Consider the following 15,348-nt stretch of genomic DNA (forward strand, 5'->3'; position numbering starts at 1 on the left):
GGTTTCCCATGCACTGCCCGTTCTGCCGCACCCCCGACTCCCGCGTCATCGACTCGCGGACGAGCGACGACGGCCTCAGCATCCGTCGACGTCGCCAGTGTCCGAAGTGCGGCGGCCGCTTCTCGACCGTCGAGACCGCGAGCCTCAACGTGATCAAGCGCTCCGGCGTCGTCGAACCGTTCAGCCGCGAGAAGGTCATGTCGGGCGTGCGGAAGGCCTGCCAGGGTCGACCGGTGACGGATGCCGATCTCGCCATGCTCGCGCAACAGGTCGAGGAGGCGATCCGTCAGACCGGATCCTCGCAGATCGAGGCGAACGAGATCGGCTTGTCGATCCTCGGGCCGCTACGCGAACTCGACGAGGTGGCGTACCTGCGTTTCGCGAGCGTCTATCAGGCCTTCGAATCACTGGACGACTTCGACGCCGCGATCGCCCAGCTGCGCGCGGATCACGCCGCCCGGTCCTCCGCGGCGCCCGTCGCGGTGGACGACGTCCAGTAGCCTGGCGGGGATGTATCCCCTTCTCTTCCGCTCGGTCCTGAGCCGCCTCGACCCCGAGTTCGCCCACCACCTGGGGGCCCTCGTCATCCGCGCCGCGGGCGTCGCGCCGGTTGCATCCCTCGTCCGCACGGCCACGGCGGCCGACCCGTCGCTGCGCGTCCGGGCGCTGGGCCTCGAGTTCGAGTCGCCGTTCGGTGTCGCGGCGGGCTTCGACAAGAACGTGACGATGGTCCGCGGGCTCCGCGCCCTCGGCTTCGGACACGTCGAGGTGGGGACCGTCACCGCACTGCCGCAGCCGGGCAACCCGAAGCCGCGCCTCTTCCGGCTCGTGGCCGACCGCGCGGTGATCAACCGCATGGGCTTCAACAACCAGGGTGCCGAGGCCGCGGCCCGGCGGCTCCGTGCGCTCCGCCGCTCCCGCCGGCGTCCGGTCATCGGCGTGAACATCGGGAAGAGCCGGGCTGTCGCGGTCGAGGATGCCACGACCGACTACGTCCGCAGCGCGCGGCTCTTGGCGCCCCTGGCCGACTACCTCGTCGTCAACGTCTCGTCGCCGAACACGCCCGGCCTGCGCGGCCTGCAGGCCGTCGAGACTCTGCGTCCGCTGCTGACGGCCGTGCTCGACGCGGCCGGCACCACACCGCTGCTGGTCAAGATCGCGCCCGACCTCGCCGATGACGAGGTGGGCGACATCGCGCGACTCGCCGTCGACGTGGGCCTGGCCGGAATCATCGCCACCAACACCACCATCGGCCGCGCGGGCCTGCGCACCCCGGCGGCGACGGTCGAGGCCGCCGGTGCCGGCGGACTGTCGGGGGCACCGCTGAAGCAGCGCGCGCTCGATGTCCTGGACCTGGTGCGCGCCGCCGTCCCCGAGGACTTCGTCGTGATCTCGGCCGGGGGAGTGGAGACCGCCGCCGACGTCCGCGAACGGCTCGCGCACGGCGCGACGCTCGTCCAGGGCTACACGGCGTTCCTCTACCGCGGCCCCCTCTGGGCGCGTCAGATCAACCGGGGGCTCGCTCCGCGCCGGTGACGTCCGCCGGCAGACGGCCCGCCGTGCTGCACGCGCGGACAGACGCCGACGGCGGCGGGTCCCGAAGGACCACGCCGCCGTCGAAGGAAACCGTCAGGCCGGGTACTGGCCGCGCTTGACCTGCGCCTTGGGCAGGCGCATGAAGCGCATCTGCACGGTGCGCATCGCCGCGTACCAGCCGAGACCCTTCTCGACCTTGCTCTCGCCGAACTTCGCCTTGGCGGCGCGCTTCACGCGGATCGACGTGATGATCATGTCGCCGATGACGAAGAGGATGAAGATCCACAGCGCCACGAACGACCAGTACTGGAAGAAGCCGTTCGGGATGAGGGTCAGCACGATCACGAGCACCATGAAGGGCATGACGCCCTCGCCGAGGTGCCAGCCGGCGTCGACGAAGTCGCGCGCGAACCGTCGCTGCGGACCCTTGTCGCGCACGGGCAGATACCGCTCGTCGCCGGCGGCCATTCCGACGCGGGCCTTCTCGCGCTGAGCGGCGAGTTCGGCGCGGGCGCGGGCCTTCGCCTCCTTGGTGTCGGCCACCAGGGGACGCTTGCGGGCGGCCTCCTGCTCGGCCCGAGACGGCGTCGCACGCCCCTTGCCCGAGGCGGTGACATCCGACGCGACGGGGGCGTCGTTCGGGACGGGGGCGGGGGACTTGGCCACGGATAACCTCGAGAGCTCACTGGATCGGAGACTTAAGATTACCCGCATGACCCCTGACCTGTCCCGGCAGGATGCCGTGCGCGCCACCGCGTCCGACGGCATCCCCGCAGCCCTCGCCGATCTCGGTGCGCTCGTGCGCATCCCCTCCATCGCCTGGCCGGCGTTCGACCAGTCCGCGGTGGTGCGCAGCGCCGACGCCGTCGCCGAGTTGCTGCGCGGCACCGGTGTCTTCGACCGCGTCGAGGTGGCGCGCTCCGCGATCGCCGACAGCGACGAGCTCGGACAGCCCGCTGTCCTGGCATCCCGTCCGGCCCGCAACGGCCGACCGACCGTCCTGCTGTACGCCCACCACGACGTCCAGCCCCCGGGCGACGAGGCGCTCTGGGACTCGCCGCCGTTCGAGCCCACGGTCCGCGATGGCCGTCTGTACGGGCGCGGTGCCGCGGACGACAAGGCGGGCGTGATGGTGCACGTCGGCGCGATCCGCGCTCTCGCGGAGGCGCTCGGCGACGACCTCGACCTCGGCATCGCGGTATTCATCGAGGGGGAGGAGGAGTACGGCTCGCGCTCGTTCGCGCAGTTCCTCGTCGACCACGCCGACGTCCTCCGCTCCGACGTGATCGTGGTGGCCGACTCGGGCAACTGGGACGAGCGCACGCCCGGTCTCACGGTGTCGCTGCGCGGGAACGCGCGCTTCACGCTCACGGTCCGCACGCTGGAGCACGCTTCCCACTCGGGGATGATGGGCGGCGCGGTCCCGGATGCCATGCTCGCGACCGTCAAGCTCCTCGCGACGCTCTGGGACGACGACGGTGCCGTGGCGGTCGAGGGGCTCGCGGTCCGCGACGCCGCGACCCCCGAGTACGACGAGGCGACCCTCCGCGCTGAGTCCGGCCTCCTCGAGGGCGTCTCGCCGATCGGGCGCGACAGCATCCTGAGCCGAATCTGGAACAAGCCCTCGATCACCATCACCGGATGGGATGCCACTCCGGTCGAGTCCGCGTCCAACACCCTGGCTCCGCAGACCCGCGTGGTCATCAGCGCGCGCGTCGCGCCGGGACAGTCGGCCCAGGAGGCCTTCGCGGCCGTCGAGGCGCACCTCCGCGCCCACGCTCCCTTCGGTGCGCAGCTGGAGTTCAGCGACATCGACTGCGGCGACGCCTTCCTCGTGGACACCGGCGGGTGGGCCGTCGAGGACGCCCGCGCGTCCTTCGCCGAGGGATACGGGGTGGATGCCGTGGACGTCGGTATCGGCGGATCGATCCCGTTCATCGCCGACCTGGTCCGCGAGTTCCCCGAGGCCCAGATCCTCGTCACCGGTGTGGAGGACCCGCACGCCCGCGCGCACAGCCCCAACGAGTCGCTGCACCTCGAGACGTTCCGCAACGCCCTCGTCTCGGAGGCGCTGCTCCTCGAGCGGCTGAATCGCCGCACCGTCTGATCGGGCCCGCGGGGGCGAGGCGGGCGTAGAATCGTCCCGTCCCCGCGACCGAACGACCCGAAGGGCCACGCCATGACCGACACCACACTGTCGACGAACGCCGTCACCCGCGAGCACGGAGTCGCCCTGACCGACGCCGCCGCCGACAAGGTGAAGAGCCTGCTCTCCCAGGAGGGCCGTGACGACCTGCGCCTGCGCGTCGCCGTCCAGCCCGGCGGTTGCTCGGGCCTCATCTACCAGCTCTACTTCGACGAGCGGTACCTCGACGGCGACAAGGTCGCCGACTTCGACGGTGTCGAGGTCATCGTCGACGACATGAGCGTGCCGTACCTCGACGGTGCGAGCATCGACTTCAAGGACACGATCTCGGAGCAGGGCTTCACGATCGACAACCCCAATGCGCAGGGCTCCTGCGCGTGCGGCGACAGCTTCCACTGACGCTTCGACACGGCGCTCCGGCGCCGAATTCGATGCCCCCGGTTTTGGCGGATCACACCGCGGAAACCGGGGGTTTTCGATTGTTCGGCACTGGACGATTGGCCAGAGAACCGTAAGAGGTTGCTCTAGACTGTCGAGAGCAACATCCACGACCCGGAAAGGTGCACTGTGCCCTCCAAACGTCGCCTTCGTTGGGCAGCCGTCCCCGTCGGGATCGCTTCCGTCGCACTCCTCGCCGGCTGCAGCACTTCGCAGCTTCACGGGTTCCTCCCCGGGTTCGTGGATGACGGAACGCCCGCGACGAACCACACCGACATGGTGGCCGGTCTGTGGGTCAACTCGTGGATCGTGCTGCTCGCGGTGGGTGTCATCACCTGGGGCCTCATGCTGTGGGCCGTCATCGCCTACCGCCGTCGCAAGGGCCAGTCGGGCCTCCCGGTGCAGCTGCGCTACAACATGCCCGTCGAGATCTTCTACACGGTCGTCCCGCTGATCCTTGTGGTCGGGTTCTTCGCCTTCACGGCCCGCGACCAGAACACGCTCGAGACCCAGTACGACAACCCCGACGTGTCGATCACGGCCTACGGCAAGCAGTGGGCCTGGGACTTCCAGTACAACGGCAAGAAGGAAGACAACTCCGACGCCGTGTACTCGATGGGCGTCCAGGCCAAGGCGACCTCCGACGGTTACGACCTGCAGGACGTCCCGACGCTGTACCTCCCCGTCAACAAGACGGTGAAGATCGACCTCCGCTCGCGCGACGTCATCCACTCGTTCTGGATCATCGACTTCCTCTACAAGAAGGACATGTACCTCGGCCGCGAGAACGAGTGGTCGTTCACCCCCACTCGCGAGGGCACGTACGAGGGCAAGTGCGCCGAGCTCTGCGGTGAGTACCACTCCGCGATGCTCTTCAACGTCAAGGTCGTGAGTGAGGCCGAGTACGAGTCGTACCTCGACTCTCTGCGCGCCGCCGGCGACGTGGGCGACATCAGCGACCTGTCCCGCCTGCAGAACCTCAACACGGCCGGTGCCGAAGGGAACAAGTGATCATGGCCACGACGCTTCCGCTCCAGGGCACGGGTCCTTCGCGCCCCACGACGCTGCCGCCCCGGCAGGCCGCTCTCCTGAGCAGCACCCGGGTCGAGCAGAAGGGCAACCTGGTCGTCAAGTGGATCACCTCCACCGACCACAAGACGATCGGGTACATGTACCTGATCTCGTCGGTGCTGTTCTTCATGCTCGGCGGTGTGATGGCACTCATCATCCGCGCTGAGCTCTTCGAGCCCGGCATGCAGGTCGTGGCGACGAAGGAGCAGTACAACCAGCTCTTCACGATGCACGGCACGATCATGCTGCTGATGTTCGCGACGCCGCTGTTCGCGGGCTTCGCCAACGCGCTCCTGCCGCTGCAGATCGGTGCACCCGACGTGGCGTTCCCGCGTCTGAACGCATTCGCGTTCTGGCTCTTCCTCTTCGGCTCCACGATCGCGGTGTCCGGCTTCCTCACCCCGCAGGGTGCGGCCGGGTTCGGCTGGTTCGCGTATCAACCGCTGGCCAACGCGAGCTTCTCCCCGGGAGTCGGCGGAAACCTCTGGATGCTCGGTCTGGGCATCAGCGGTTTCGGCACGATCCTCGGTGCCGTCAACTTCATCACCACCGTGCTCACGATGCGTGCGCCCGGTATGACGATGTGGCGGATGCCGATCTTCTCGTGGAACACGCTCATCACGAGCATCCTGATCCTGCTCGCCTTCCCGGTCCTCGCCGCGGCCATCTTCGCCGCCGCCGCGGACCGCGTGCTCGGTGCTCAGATCTACAACCCCGAGAACGGCGGCGTGCTGCTGTGGCAGCACCTGTTCTGGTTCTTCGGTCACCCCGAGGTGTACATCATCGCGCTGCCGTTCTTCGGCATCGTGTCCGAGATCTTCCCGGTGTTCAGCCGCAAGCCGATCTTCGGGTACAAGACGCTCGTCTACGCCACGATCGCGATCGCGGCCCTGTCGGTCGCCGTGTGGGCCCACCACATGTACGTCACCGGCGGCGTGCTCCTGCCGTTCTTCGCGCTCATGACGATGCTCATCGCTGTGCCGACGGGCGTGAAGATCTTCAACTGGATCGGTACGCTCTGGCGCGGTTCGGTGACGTTCGAGACGCCGATGGTCTTCGCGCTCGGCTTCCTGGTGTCCTTCGTCTTCGGTGGTCTGACCGGCGTCATCCTCGCGTCGCCGCCGCTCGACTTCCACCTGTCGGACTCGTACTTCGTCGTCGCCCACTTCCACTACGTGGTGTTCGGCACGGTCGTCTTCGCGATGTTCGCCGGCTTCTACTTCTGGTGGCCGAAGTGGACGGGCAAGATGCTGAACGAGCGTCTCGGCATGGTGCACTTCTGGATGCTGTTCGTCGGCTTCCACATGACGTTCCTGATCCAGCACTGGCTGGGTGTCGACGGCATGGTTCGCCGTTACGCCGACTACGCCGCCGCGGACGGCTTCACGTGGGGTAACCAGCTCTCCACGATCGGGTCGATGATCCTCGGCGCCTCGATGATCCCGTTCCTCCTCAACGTCTGGATCACGGCCCGCAAGGCGCCGCGTGTGACGGTCGACGACCCGTGGGGGTACGGTGCCTCGCTCGAGTGGGCGACCTCCTGCCCGCCGCCGCGTCACAACTTCACGTCCATCCCGCGTATCCGCAGCGAGCGTCCCGCGTTCGACCTGAACCACCCCGAGGCCGGCATTCCGGTCGGCGTGGGCCCGGCGAAGGACGCTCCCGACACGCCCGTCGTCGACGCGGCCGGTGGAGAGGTCAAGTAACCCATGCGTACCAATGTCGGACTCTGGTGGCTGCTCGCCGCCTTCGGTTTCTTCATCGCCGCCGTCTACACGTTCTGGAGCCTGATCCAGCACGGTGGCGTCGAGTGGGTCGGAACGATCGCCCTCGTCTTCCTCGGTCTCATGTCCTCGATGATCGCGTTCTACATCGGACGCGTGGTGAAGGCCCAGCGCGGTGAACTGCCCGAGGACTCCCTGACGGCGGACATCGACGACGGCGACCCCGAGATGGGCGAGTTCAGCCCGTGGTCGTGGTGGCCCATCGTCCTCGCCGGCTCGGCCGCGATCGCGGTCATCGGCCTCGCGGTCGGCAGCTGGCTCGTCCCGGTGGCCCTCGGAATCTTCGTGATCGCCATCACCGGCTGGGTCTACGAGTACTACCGCGGGTACTTCGCGCGCTGATCTCGTGCCCCTTCGGTTGAACACCGCCGCCGTCTCTGACGCCGGCGCCCACCGTCCCACCAACCAGGATGCCGCCTTCGCGGCGTCCTGGGGTGCGGCGGTGGCAGACGGCGTCGGGGGAGGCCCTTCGGGAGACCTGGCCTCCGCGGCGCTGGTCCACAGACTGGTCGCCACGCGTGGCTCGGGTCTCGATGCCGACGGCCTGCTGGTGCGGATCCGCGAAGCCAACTGGGACATCCGCGCCCACGTGGAGCGCGACCCGGCCCTCGAGGGCATGGCCACCACGTTCACGGGTGTCTTCCTCGGCGTCGGTTCGGAACTCCTGCTCGCCCACGCGGGAGACTCGCGCGCCTACCTCCTTCGCGAAGGCGGCTTCTCCCGGCAGACGCGCGACGACTCCTACGTTCAGGCGCTCGTCGACCACGGCATCATCTCGCCGGAGGCTGCGGCAGCGCACCCCCGGCGCAACATCATCACCGCGTCGCTCGGTGGCTCGGAGGGCGATGTCGTCTCCGTCGCCGCGCACCCTTTGCGGGTCGGCGACCGTTGGGTCCTGTGCAGTGACGGCCTGACCGACTACGTTCCCGAAGCCGACGTCGCACGCCTCATCGCCGAGGCGGAGAGCCCGCAGGCCGCGGCCGCGTCGGCGGTTGCGCTGGCGCTCGAGGCCGGCACGCGCGACAACGTGACGGTCGTCGTCTGCGACGTCGTCGACGATGACGCTCCCGAGACGGACCCGGTGTTCTTCGGCTCCGCAGCCCGCTGGTTCACCGAGGACGTCGAGACCGCCTGACGGGCGGCATCCATCGGGATGACCGCGGCGTCACGCGCTACCCGCGCCCTCTGGCCCCATCCGCGCCTAGAGCGTGTCTGAGAATTGCGGCGTGCCCCTTAGGCTTCGGGCATGACCGATCACGCGGTGCCGAATCTGCCGTCTCGCGACTTCGATGGCACGGTCGCGTTCTATGGGGAGTTCGGTTTCGAGCGGGAGTACTGCGATGAGGGTTGGCTGATTCTCCGCCGTGGCGAGCTTCGGTTGGAGTTCTTCCTGTTCCCTGGCCTGTTGCCCGACGAGAGCTCCTTCATGTGCAGCGTCCGAGTGGATGACCTCGATGAACTATATCGGCAGATCAAAGAGACAGGCGTCGCCGAGATGACTGCCGGTCGTCCGCGGCTGCACCCTGTGGAGTTGCAGCCCTGGGGGCAACGTGTCGGGTTCCTCGTCGACCCTGACGGGACGCAGCTCAACCTGATCGAGAACGCCGCATAGCCCGGTTCCGCCAGCAGCCGTGTCCAGACATGAAGATTACGGCGGCGCGGTAGGCGACCGTCTGGTGTCGTACGGGGTGGTGCCGCCGGGTGACCCACGACCCTCGCGGTGCCCTTCTGGTCGTCCGGCTCGGGGGATGGCGGCGTTGATCTCGCGGGAGCATCTCCTCGAGCAACGACCACTACGCATCCGCGAGCATCTGAAACCGCGGCACGATCACAGCCTCTCCGGGCACCGCAGATCTCTTCGTCAGACGCGCCCCAGCTGCGCTGTAGCGCGCGATGGGGCTGTATGGGGACCGTCGGCTCAGGCGGGCCCGAAGGGCGCGCGGAAGGCCGCGACCGAGCGCCTGCCTCGTACGGCGCCCGCCCTCACACTCCCGCGTGGCTGCGAACGACCATGACCGTCGGGTCGAACACCCGCTCGAGCGGTCCTTCGTCGTTCTCGTACGGCTGGCCCTCGCGCACCCAGTACTCGTACCCGCCGATCATCTCTCGCACCTGGTAGCCCAGCCGAGCGAATTCGAGCGCGCCCTTCTGGCCCGCGTTGCAGCCGGGGCTCCAGCAGTAGACGACGACCGGCACGTCGCGGTCGAGCTCGCGAGGGGCGCGGTCGGCGATCTGCCGGTACGGCATGTGGAGGGCGCCCGTGATGCGGCCCTGGCCCCACGCGTCGTCGCCACGGACGTCGACGAGCACGAACTCGTCGCCGGCGCGCTGCGCGGCATACACGTCGGACGGGTCGGTCTCGTAGGCGAGCCGGGTGGCGAAGTAGGTCTGCGCGTCGGTCATGCGTTCACGGTAGGCCCTCGGACGTGCCCGGGGGAGAGGGAGGGATGCCACGAACCCGCGGCATCCTGCCAGGTCGGCGATCAGCAGGGCGCGCGCACGAAAGAGCCCCGGTGCCGTGGGGCACCGGGGCTCTTGTCGAGGCGAACGTTACTCGCTCTTGTCGCCCTCGGAGTGGCTCTCGTCGCGCAGACCCTTGGGGGTCGGGAACTCGACCTCGACGCGCTCACCGACGGCGTTGTGCGGACGCCCCTCGGCGTCGGCCCGAGCGTCGGCGCCGGCGATCTCGTCGGCCTCTTCGTGGTCGATGTGGTCGAGCTCGTGGTGCTGGTGCGCCACAGCGGCATCCAGCTCCGCCTGGGTGAGCGGGGTGAGACGGTCCTCGAAGAACCAGCGCGACACGGAAGCGCGGAAGTTCTGGAGCGCCGAGATCTGACCCTTGGCGTTCGGTCGCACGACGAGCGGCTCGTACGTCTCGTTGTCGACCAGCTTCCAGCGCTCGTACTCGTCGACGGGCTGGTGCACCTCGATGTACTCGCCACCGGGGAGGCGGACGATGCGGCCGGACTCGTACCCGTGCAGAGCGATCTCACGATCCTTCTTCTGGAGCGCGATGCAGATGCGCTTCGTGACGAAGTAGGCGATGATCGGCCCCACGATCAGGAGGACCTGGAGCGTGTGGATGACACCCTCCATCGTGAGCTTGAAGTGCGTGGCCACGATGTCCGACGACGCCGCCGCCCACATCACCGCGTAGAACGTGACACCCGCGGCACCGATCGCGGTGCGGGTGGCGGCGTTGCGGGGACGCTGAGCGATGTGGTGCTCACGCTTGTCACCGGTGATCCACGCCTCGATGAACGGGTAGATCAGGACGATGACGATGAACAGGCCGAGCACACCGACGGGGATGATGATGTTCCACGACCAGGTGTGGCCCCAGAGCACGAACTCGAGGTGCGGCGGGATCAGGCGCAGCATGCCGTCGGCGAAGCCGATGTACCAGTCGGGCTGGGTACCGGCCGACACCGGTGACGGGTCGTACGGACCGTAGTTCCAGATCGGGTTGATCGTCACGAGCGCGGCGATCAGCACGATCACACCGAACGTGATGAAGAAGAACCCTCCCATCTTGGATGCGTAGACCGGGAGCATCGGGTAGCCCACGACGTTGCTGTTCGTCCGGGCGGGGCCGGCGAACTGCGTGTGCTTGTTGATGATCATCAGCATGAGGTGCACGGCCAGGAGCGCGACGAGGATCGCCGGCAGCAGCAGGATGTGCAGCGTGTACAGGCGACCGACGATCGCGGTGCCCGGGCCGGCGACTGCGTGTGCTGTGATGATTATCAGCATGAGTGCACGGGCAGGAGCGCGACGAGATCGCCGCNAGCAGCAGGATGTGCAGCGTGTCAGCGACCCGACGATCGCGTGNCCCGGACTCCTCGNNCNGAGAGGGAGGAACGAGGTCCAGGTGCCGATCAGCGGGAGGCCCTTGATCATGCCGTCGATGATGCGGAGACCGTTACCCGAGAGCAGGTCGTCGGGGAGCGAGTATCCGGTGAAGCCCTCGGCCATCGCGAGGATGAAGAGGATGAAGCCGACGACCCAGTTCAGCTCGCGCGGCTTGCGGAACGCACCCGTGAAGAATACGCGGAGCATGTGCACGCCGATGCCGGCCACGAAGACCAGCGCGGCCCAGTGGTGGATCTGGCGGACCAGCAGGCCACCGCGGAGGTCGAACGAGATGTGCAGGGCCGATTCCATGGCCGCCGACATCGCGATACCGCGCATCGGCTCGTACGCGCCGTTGTAGTGCGTCTCGACCATCGAGGCCTGGAAGAAGAACGTCAGGAACGTGCCCGACAGGAGCACGACGACGAAGCTCCAGAGCGCGATCTCGCCGAGCATGAACGACCAGTGGTCGGGGAAGATCTTGCGGCCGAGCTCCTTGACGATGCCCGACAGGCTCGTGCGCTCGTCGAGGTAGTTCGCCGCAGCACCGACGAACCGGCCACCGAGCGGCTTGCCGTTGAGGTCGGCCTTCGGGGGTCCCGAGTAGACCGCCGGCTCGGTGGTCACGTTCTCCGTGGGGTGGGTGGCGGTGCTCATGAGCGCTCCCAGAAGCTGGGGCCGACGGGCTCTTCGAAGTCACTCTGCGCGACGAGGTAGCCCTCGGCGTCGACCGTGATGGGGAGCTGCGGCAGGGGACGGGCGGCCGGGCCGAAGATGACGGCCGCGCCGTTGGCGACGTCGAACTGCGACTGGTGGCAGGGGCACAGGAGGTGGTGGGTCTGCTGCTCGTACAGGGCCACGGGGCAACCGACGTGCGTGCACACCTTGGAGTACGCGACGATGCCGTCGTACGTCCAGTCCATGCGGTTGGTCTCGGGGTTCAGCTGGTCGGGCTGCAGACGCATGAGCAGCACGATCGCCTTGGCCTTCTCCTCGAGGTAGCCCTCGTCGTGACCGACGCCGGCGAGTTCTTCGGGGATGACGTGGAAGGCGGAACCGAGCGTCACGTCGGCGGCGCGGATCGGACGGCCCGACGGGTCGTGCGCGAGGCGCATGCCGCCCTTCCACATGGTGTGGCTGAGGAGCTTCACCGGGTCGGCATCCTGAGGAGCGAGACCACGGAAGAGCGTGATGCCGGGGATGACCGAGGCCAGCAGTGCGGCGAACATCGAGTTACGGATGATCTCGCGACGCCCGAAGCCGGAGTCCTTGTCGGCCTCGACGAAGACGTTGACCGCACCCTCACGGGTGGTGTCGCGGCCACGCGTGGCGTGACGGTCCTCGATGTGCTCCTTGTCGGCCATGACGGCCTTGGACCAGTGGATCGCACCGATACCGATAGCGAGCAGCGCGAACGCGATGCCCAGACCGATGAAGAGGTTGTTGTAGCGGATGTCGATCAGCGCGCCCGACTCGATCGGGAAGATCATGTAGGCGACGCTCGCCCAGATGCTCGCGGCGACCGAGAAGTAGAACAGCGTGTAGACCGTGCGCACCGCACGCTTCATCGCCTGCGGGTCCTGGTCGGTCATCCGCTGGCGGTGCCCCGGGAGGCCGGGGTTCTGCACGGGGTCGGGAACCGCGACGGCGAGCCCGGAGCCGGGCTTCCATGAAGCCCTCTCGTGCTCGAGTGCGTCTTCCTCGTGTGCCATGGTGCTCCTCGTACGTTACGTAATGTCGATGACGACGATCAGTTGGACTTCGCCGTGATCCACACGGTGAGCGCGATGAGCGCTCCGATGCCGAAGATCCAGATGAACAGACCCTCCGAAACCGGACCGAGCGATCCGAGAGCGTAGCCGCCGGGGGACTCGGACTTCTGAAGGAACATCAGGTACGAGATGACGTCGCGCTTGTCTTCGGGCGTGAGGTTGAGGTCGTTGAAGACCGGCATGTTCTGCGGGCCCGTGACCATCGCCGCGTACATGTTGACCGGGGTGACCGAGTGCAGGTCGGGGGCCCACTTGCCCTCGGTGAGTGCGCCACCGGCACCGGCCACGTTGTGGCACATGGCGCAGTTGATGCGGAACAGCTCGGCACCGTGCGACACGTCGCCCTGACCGTCGACAATCTCGTCCGACGGGTAGGTCGGGCCGGGAGCCGCGGACTGGACGTAGGCGGCGATCGCGTTGATCTGCTCGTCGGTGAACTGCACCGGCTTCTGCGGAGCCTGCGGGCCCTGCGCCTGCAGGGGCATGCGTCCGGTCGACACCTGGAAGTGCACGGCGAGCTCGCCGACACCGAACAGGGACGGGCCCTGCTGGCTGCCCTGGAGGTCGAGGCCGTGGCAGGTGGCGCAGTTCGCCTGGAAGAGCTTCTTGCCCTCGTCGACCGTACTGGCCGAGTTCGAGGCGCTCGTGGGGGTGTCGGTGGCGGCCATGGCGGCCGACGCACCGGCGTAGATGCCGCCCGTGAGCAGCAGGCCGATGCCGATCAGCGCGGCGGCGGCCAGGGGGCTACGGCGTCCGTTGGAGCGACGCGGCTTCTTCTCTCGTGCCATGTGGGGTACAGCTCTCTTACTTCAGGAAGTAGATGACGGCGAACAGCGCGATCCAGACGACGTCGACGAAGTGCCAGTAGTACGACACGACGATCGCGGTCGTCATCTCTTTGCGTCCGAAGTTCTCACGGCGTAGGCGCGACCGATGACGAGNAGGAAGGCGATGAGCCGCCCGTCACGTGCAGGGCGTGGAAGCCCGTGGTCAGGTAGAACGCCGATGCGTAGGGGTTGGCGCTGATGGGCAGACCCTCGGTCACGAGGGTCGCGTACTCCCACACCTGACCCGACACGAAGATCGCGCCGAGGATGAAGGTGAGGTAGAACCACGGCACCATGCCCCAGCGCTTGAAGAAGCTGCTCGACTTGACCGTGTAGGGCTGGTACCGCTCGGCGGCGAAGACGCCCATCTGGCACGTGACCGACGAGAGCACCAGGATGATGGTGTTCACGAACGCGAACGGGACGTTGAGCAGCTGCGTCTCTTCGGCCCACAGGGGCGCGGAGGTGCTCCGCAGAGTGAAGTAGATCGCGAAGAGGCCCGCGAAGAACATGACCTCGCTGCCCAGCCACACGATGGTGCCGACCGCAACCGGATCGGGTCGCTTCACGGCGCGCACGGCCTGGGAATACGTCGCTGGTGTCGTCACCCTCCCATTATGCGCGATCCGGCGCAGCGATATTCCCACCGCGCGCCTGAGATATTCCATCATCGAGACTTAGGGAAGCCTAAGAATCCACAAGGAATCCCCGGTGCGGAACGGGTTCCGGCGGGGCCGCGGATGACACGGCGCGACACGCCGGATGTGGAAGGATCGTGGCATGGCGGAACGCTTCACCTGGCCCGATCTGCTCACCTCGCTGCTGCAGGGCCAAGACCTCAGCGTGTCGGAGTCGACGTGGGCCATGCGCCGCGTCATGGCGGGCGAGGCGACGCCCTCGCAGCTCGCGGGATTCCTCATCGCGCTCCGCGCCAAGGGCGAGACCGTCGAGGAGATCATCGGCTTCCGCGACGCGATCCTCGAGGCCGCGGTCCCGTTGCCCGTTCGCGCGGAGGTGCTCGACATCGTCGGCACCGGCGGGGACCGCTACGGGACGGTGAACGTCTCGACGATGGCGGCCGTGGTGGCTGCGGCATCCGGAGTCCCGGTCGTCAAGCACGGCAACCGCGCCGCGAGTTCGGCATCCGGATCCTCCGACGTGCTGTCGTCGCTGGGGATCGCGCTGACGCTCGACCCGCGAGCGGTCGCGGAGACGCTGGATCGCACGGGGATCACGTTCGCGTTCGCCGCGGCTTTTCACCCGGGGTTCCGCCACGCCGCGGCGACGCGGGCCGAGTTGGGTGTGCCGACGGTGTTCAACTTCCTCGGTCCCCTCTGCAACCCGGCGCGCGCCGAAGCCAACGCGGTCGGCGTCGCCCATCTCGACCGGGTGCCGCTCATCACGGGCGTGTTCCGCACCCGCGGTGCGACCGCCCTCGTGTTCCGCGGGGACGACGGCCTCGACGAGCTGACCACCACCGGGCACAGCCGCGTGTGGGAGATCAGTCGCGGAGACGTGCACGAGCACAATCTGGACCCCCGGGATCTCGGCATCCCGCTCGTCGAGATCGACGACCTGCTCGGCGGAACGCCCGATCACAACGCCGCCGTCGTGCGGCGCACGCTCGCCGGGGAGACCGGTCCCGTGCGCGACATCGTGCTGCTGAATGCGGCGGCCGGGATCGTCTCGTACCGGCTGTTCCAGGATGCCGGTGAGGTGCAGCGTCCGATCCTGGAGCGTCTCGCGGAGGCGATGTCCGACGCGGCGGGCGGCGTGGACGACGGCCGCGCGCTCGCCAAGCTCGACGACTGGGTCGCGGCGACGCAGGACCTGGCGGGCTGAGCGTGCACCCGCTCGACGCGCTCACCGAGATCGCGTACCTGCTCGAGCGGGAGAGGTCGTCGCGCTACAAGTCGAAGGCG

The 15,348-nt window shown here is 68.0% G+C and carries 15 protein-coding genes and 1 pseudogene; 10 read left to right on the plus strand and 6 right to left on the minus strand.

Translation table 11 applies throughout. From position 1 onward, the window contains the following. Positions 1 to 8: 8 nt before the first annotated feature. On the plus strand, positions 9 to 500 hold the full coding sequence (gene nrdR, locus I5G_RS07655) for a transcriptional regulator NrdR (protein ID WP_022878529.1): 492 nt from the start codon (positions 9 to 11) through the stop codon (positions 498 to 500). A gap of 10 nt (positions 501 to 510) precedes the next feature. Further along, entirely contained in the window at positions 511 to 1,536 is a 1,026-nt protein-coding gene (locus tag I5G_RS07660) for a quinone-dependent dihydroorotate dehydrogenase (RefSeq protein WP_022878530.1), read from the plus strand. A 93-nt stretch (positions 1,537 to 1,629) separates the two neighbouring features. Here the strand turns inward: I5G_RS07660 and I5G_RS07665 are convergent, their stop codons facing one another. Continuing rightward, positions 1,630 to 2,202: a DUF3043 domain-containing protein gene (locus I5G_RS07665; RefSeq protein ID WP_022878531.1), complete on the minus strand. Its 573-nt coding sequence runs from the start codon at positions 2,200 to 2,202 to the stop codon at positions 1,630 to 1,632. A 46-nt stretch (positions 2,203 to 2,248) separates the two neighbouring features. Here I5G_RS07665 and I5G_RS07670 point away from each other — a divergent pair, with 46 nt between their 5' ends. The 7 genes from I5G_RS07670 to I5G_RS07700 all read left to right on the plus strand — a co-directional run bounded on the left by I5G_RS07670 (position 2,249) and on the right by I5G_RS07700 (position 8,587). Next, entirely contained in the window at positions 2,249 to 3,643 is a 1,395-nt protein-coding gene (locus I5G_RS07670) for a dipeptidase (protein ID WP_022878532.1), read from the plus strand. Positions 3,644 to 3,715: 72 nt separating this feature from the next. Then, entirely contained in the window at positions 3,716 to 4,081 is a 366-nt protein-coding gene (erpA, locus tag I5G_RS07675) for an iron-sulfur cluster insertion protein ErpA (RefSeq protein ID WP_022878533.1), read from the plus strand. 168 nt (positions 4,082 to 4,249) lie between these two features. Then, positions 4,250 to 5,131 (plus strand): cytochrome c oxidase subunit II, encoded by an 882-nt coding sequence (coxB, locus tag I5G_RS07680; protein ID WP_022878534.1) that lies wholly within the window; start codon positions 4,250 to 4,252, stop codon positions 5,129 to 5,131. Between the two features lie 2 nt (positions 5,132 to 5,133). Next, positions 5,134 to 6,897 (plus strand): cytochrome c oxidase subunit I, encoded by a 1,764-nt coding sequence (gene ctaD, locus I5G_RS07685; RefSeq protein ID WP_026095750.1) that lies wholly within the window; start codon positions 5,134 to 5,136, stop codon positions 6,895 to 6,897. A 3-nt stretch (positions 6,898 to 6,900) separates the two neighbouring features. Then, positions 6,901 to 7,317, plus strand: a complete 417-nt coding sequence (locus tag I5G_RS07690) for a cytochrome c oxidase subunit 4 (protein ID WP_022878536.1) — start codon at positions 6,901 to 6,903, stop codon at positions 7,315 to 7,317. 4 nt (positions 7,318 to 7,321) lie between these two features. Beyond that, positions 7,322 to 8,110, plus strand: a complete 789-nt coding sequence (locus I5G_RS07695; protein ID WP_022878537.1) for a PP2C family serine/threonine-protein phosphatase — start codon at positions 7,322 to 7,324, stop codon at positions 8,108 to 8,110. A 111-nt stretch (positions 8,111 to 8,221) separates the two neighbouring features. Then, complete coding sequence (locus I5G_RS07700) at positions 8,222 to 8,587, plus strand: bleomycin resistance protein (RefSeq protein WP_022878538.1); 366 nt, start codon at positions 8,222 to 8,224, stop codon at positions 8,585 to 8,587. Between the two features lie 371 nt (positions 8,588 to 8,958). On the opposite strand, the gene I5G_RS07705 is transcribed toward I5G_RS07700, so the two are convergent. From I5G_RS07705 to I5G_RS21290, 5 genes and pseudogenes are all read right to left on the minus strand, one after another. Next, positions 8,959 to 9,378, minus strand: coding sequence for a rhodanese-like domain-containing protein (locus tag I5G_RS07705; RefSeq protein WP_022878539.1), 420 nt, complete (start codon positions 9,376 to 9,378; stop codon positions 8,959 to 8,961). Positions 9,379 to 9,525: 147 nt separating this feature from the next. After that, positions 9,526 to 11,484 carry a cytochrome bc complex cytochrome b subunit gene (locus I5G_RS26420; RefSeq protein ID WP_022878540.1) on the minus strand — a complete coding sequence of 653 codons (1,959 nt, stop codon included), beginning with the start codon at positions 11,482 to 11,484 and terminating at the stop codon, positions 9,526 to 9,528. Further along, complete coding sequence (locus I5G_RS07715) at positions 11,481 to 12,539, minus strand: ubiquinol-cytochrome c reductase iron-sulfur subunit (protein ID WP_022878541.1); 1,059 nt, start codon at positions 12,537 to 12,539, stop codon at positions 11,481 to 11,483. The genes I5G_RS26420 and I5G_RS07715 overlap by 4 nt, the downstream gene beginning before the upstream one ends. 38 nt (positions 12,540 to 12,577) lie before the next feature. After that, positions 12,578 to 13,387: a c-type cytochrome gene (locus I5G_RS07720; protein WP_022878542.1), complete on the minus strand. Its 810-nt coding sequence runs from the start codon at positions 13,385 to 13,387 to the stop codon at positions 12,578 to 12,580. A gap of 16 nt (positions 13,388 to 13,403) precedes the next feature. Further along, positions 13,404 to 13,938: pseudogene (locus I5G_RS21290) on the minus strand (heme-copper oxidase subunit III). Positions 13,939 to 14,206: 268 nt separating this feature from the next. Here I5G_RS21290 and trpD point away from each other — a divergent pair. Beyond that, positions 14,207 to 15,268, plus strand: a complete 1,062-nt coding sequence (gene trpD, locus I5G_RS07730) for an anthranilate phosphoribosyltransferase (protein WP_022878543.1) — start codon at positions 14,207 to 14,209, stop codon at positions 15,266 to 15,268. Positions 15,269 to 15,348 lie beyond the last annotated feature (80 nt).

It is taken from the genome of Microbacterium sp. B19 (genome assembly GCF_000333395.1).
Lineage (GTDB): Bacteria > Actinomycetota > Actinomycetes > Actinomycetales > Microbacteriaceae > Microbacterium.

Bases quoted from the DNA above. Each gene is read 5' to 3' on its own strand.
- nrdR (WP_022878529.1), top strand. From the start codon at position 9: ATGCACTGCCCGTTCTGCCGCACCCCCGACTCCCGCGTCATCGACTCG.
- I5G_RS07660 (WP_022878530.1), top strand. From the start codon at position 511: ATGTATCCCCTTCTCTTCCGCTCGGTCCTGAGCCGCCTCGACCCCGAG.
- I5G_RS07670 (WP_022878532.1), top strand. From the start codon at position 2,249: ATGACCCCTGACCTGTCCCGGCAGGATGCCGTGCGCGCCACCGCGTCC.
- erpA (WP_022878533.1), top strand. From the start codon at position 3,716: ATGACCGACACCACACTGTCGACGAACGCCGTCACCCGCGAGCACGGA.
- ctaD (WP_026095750.1), top strand. From the start codon at position 5,134: ATGGCCACGACGCTTCCGCTCCAGGGCACGGGTCCTTCGCGCCCCACG.
- I5G_RS07690 (WP_022878536.1), top strand. From the start codon at position 6,901: ATGCGTACCAATGTCGGACTCTGGTGGCTGCTCGCCGCCTTCGGTTTC.
- I5G_RS07700 (WP_022878538.1), top strand. From the start codon at position 8,222: ATGACCGATCACGCGGTGCCGAATCTGCCGTCTCGCGACTTCGATGGC.
- I5G_RS07705 (WP_022878539.1), bottom strand. From the start codon at position 9,378: ATGACCGACGCGCAGACCTACTTCGCCACCCGGCTCGCCTACGAGACC.
- I5G_RS07715 (WP_022878541.1), bottom strand. From the start codon at position 12,539: ATGGCACACGAGGAAGACGCACTCGAGCACGAGAGGGCTTCATGGAAG.
- I5G_RS07720 (WP_022878542.1), bottom strand. From the start codon at position 13,387: ATGGCACGAGAGAAGAAGCCGCGTCGCTCCAACGGACGCCGTAGCCCC.
- trpD (WP_022878543.1), top strand. From the start codon at position 14,207: ATGGCGGAACGCTTCACCTGGCCCGATCTGCTCACCTCGCTGCTGCAG.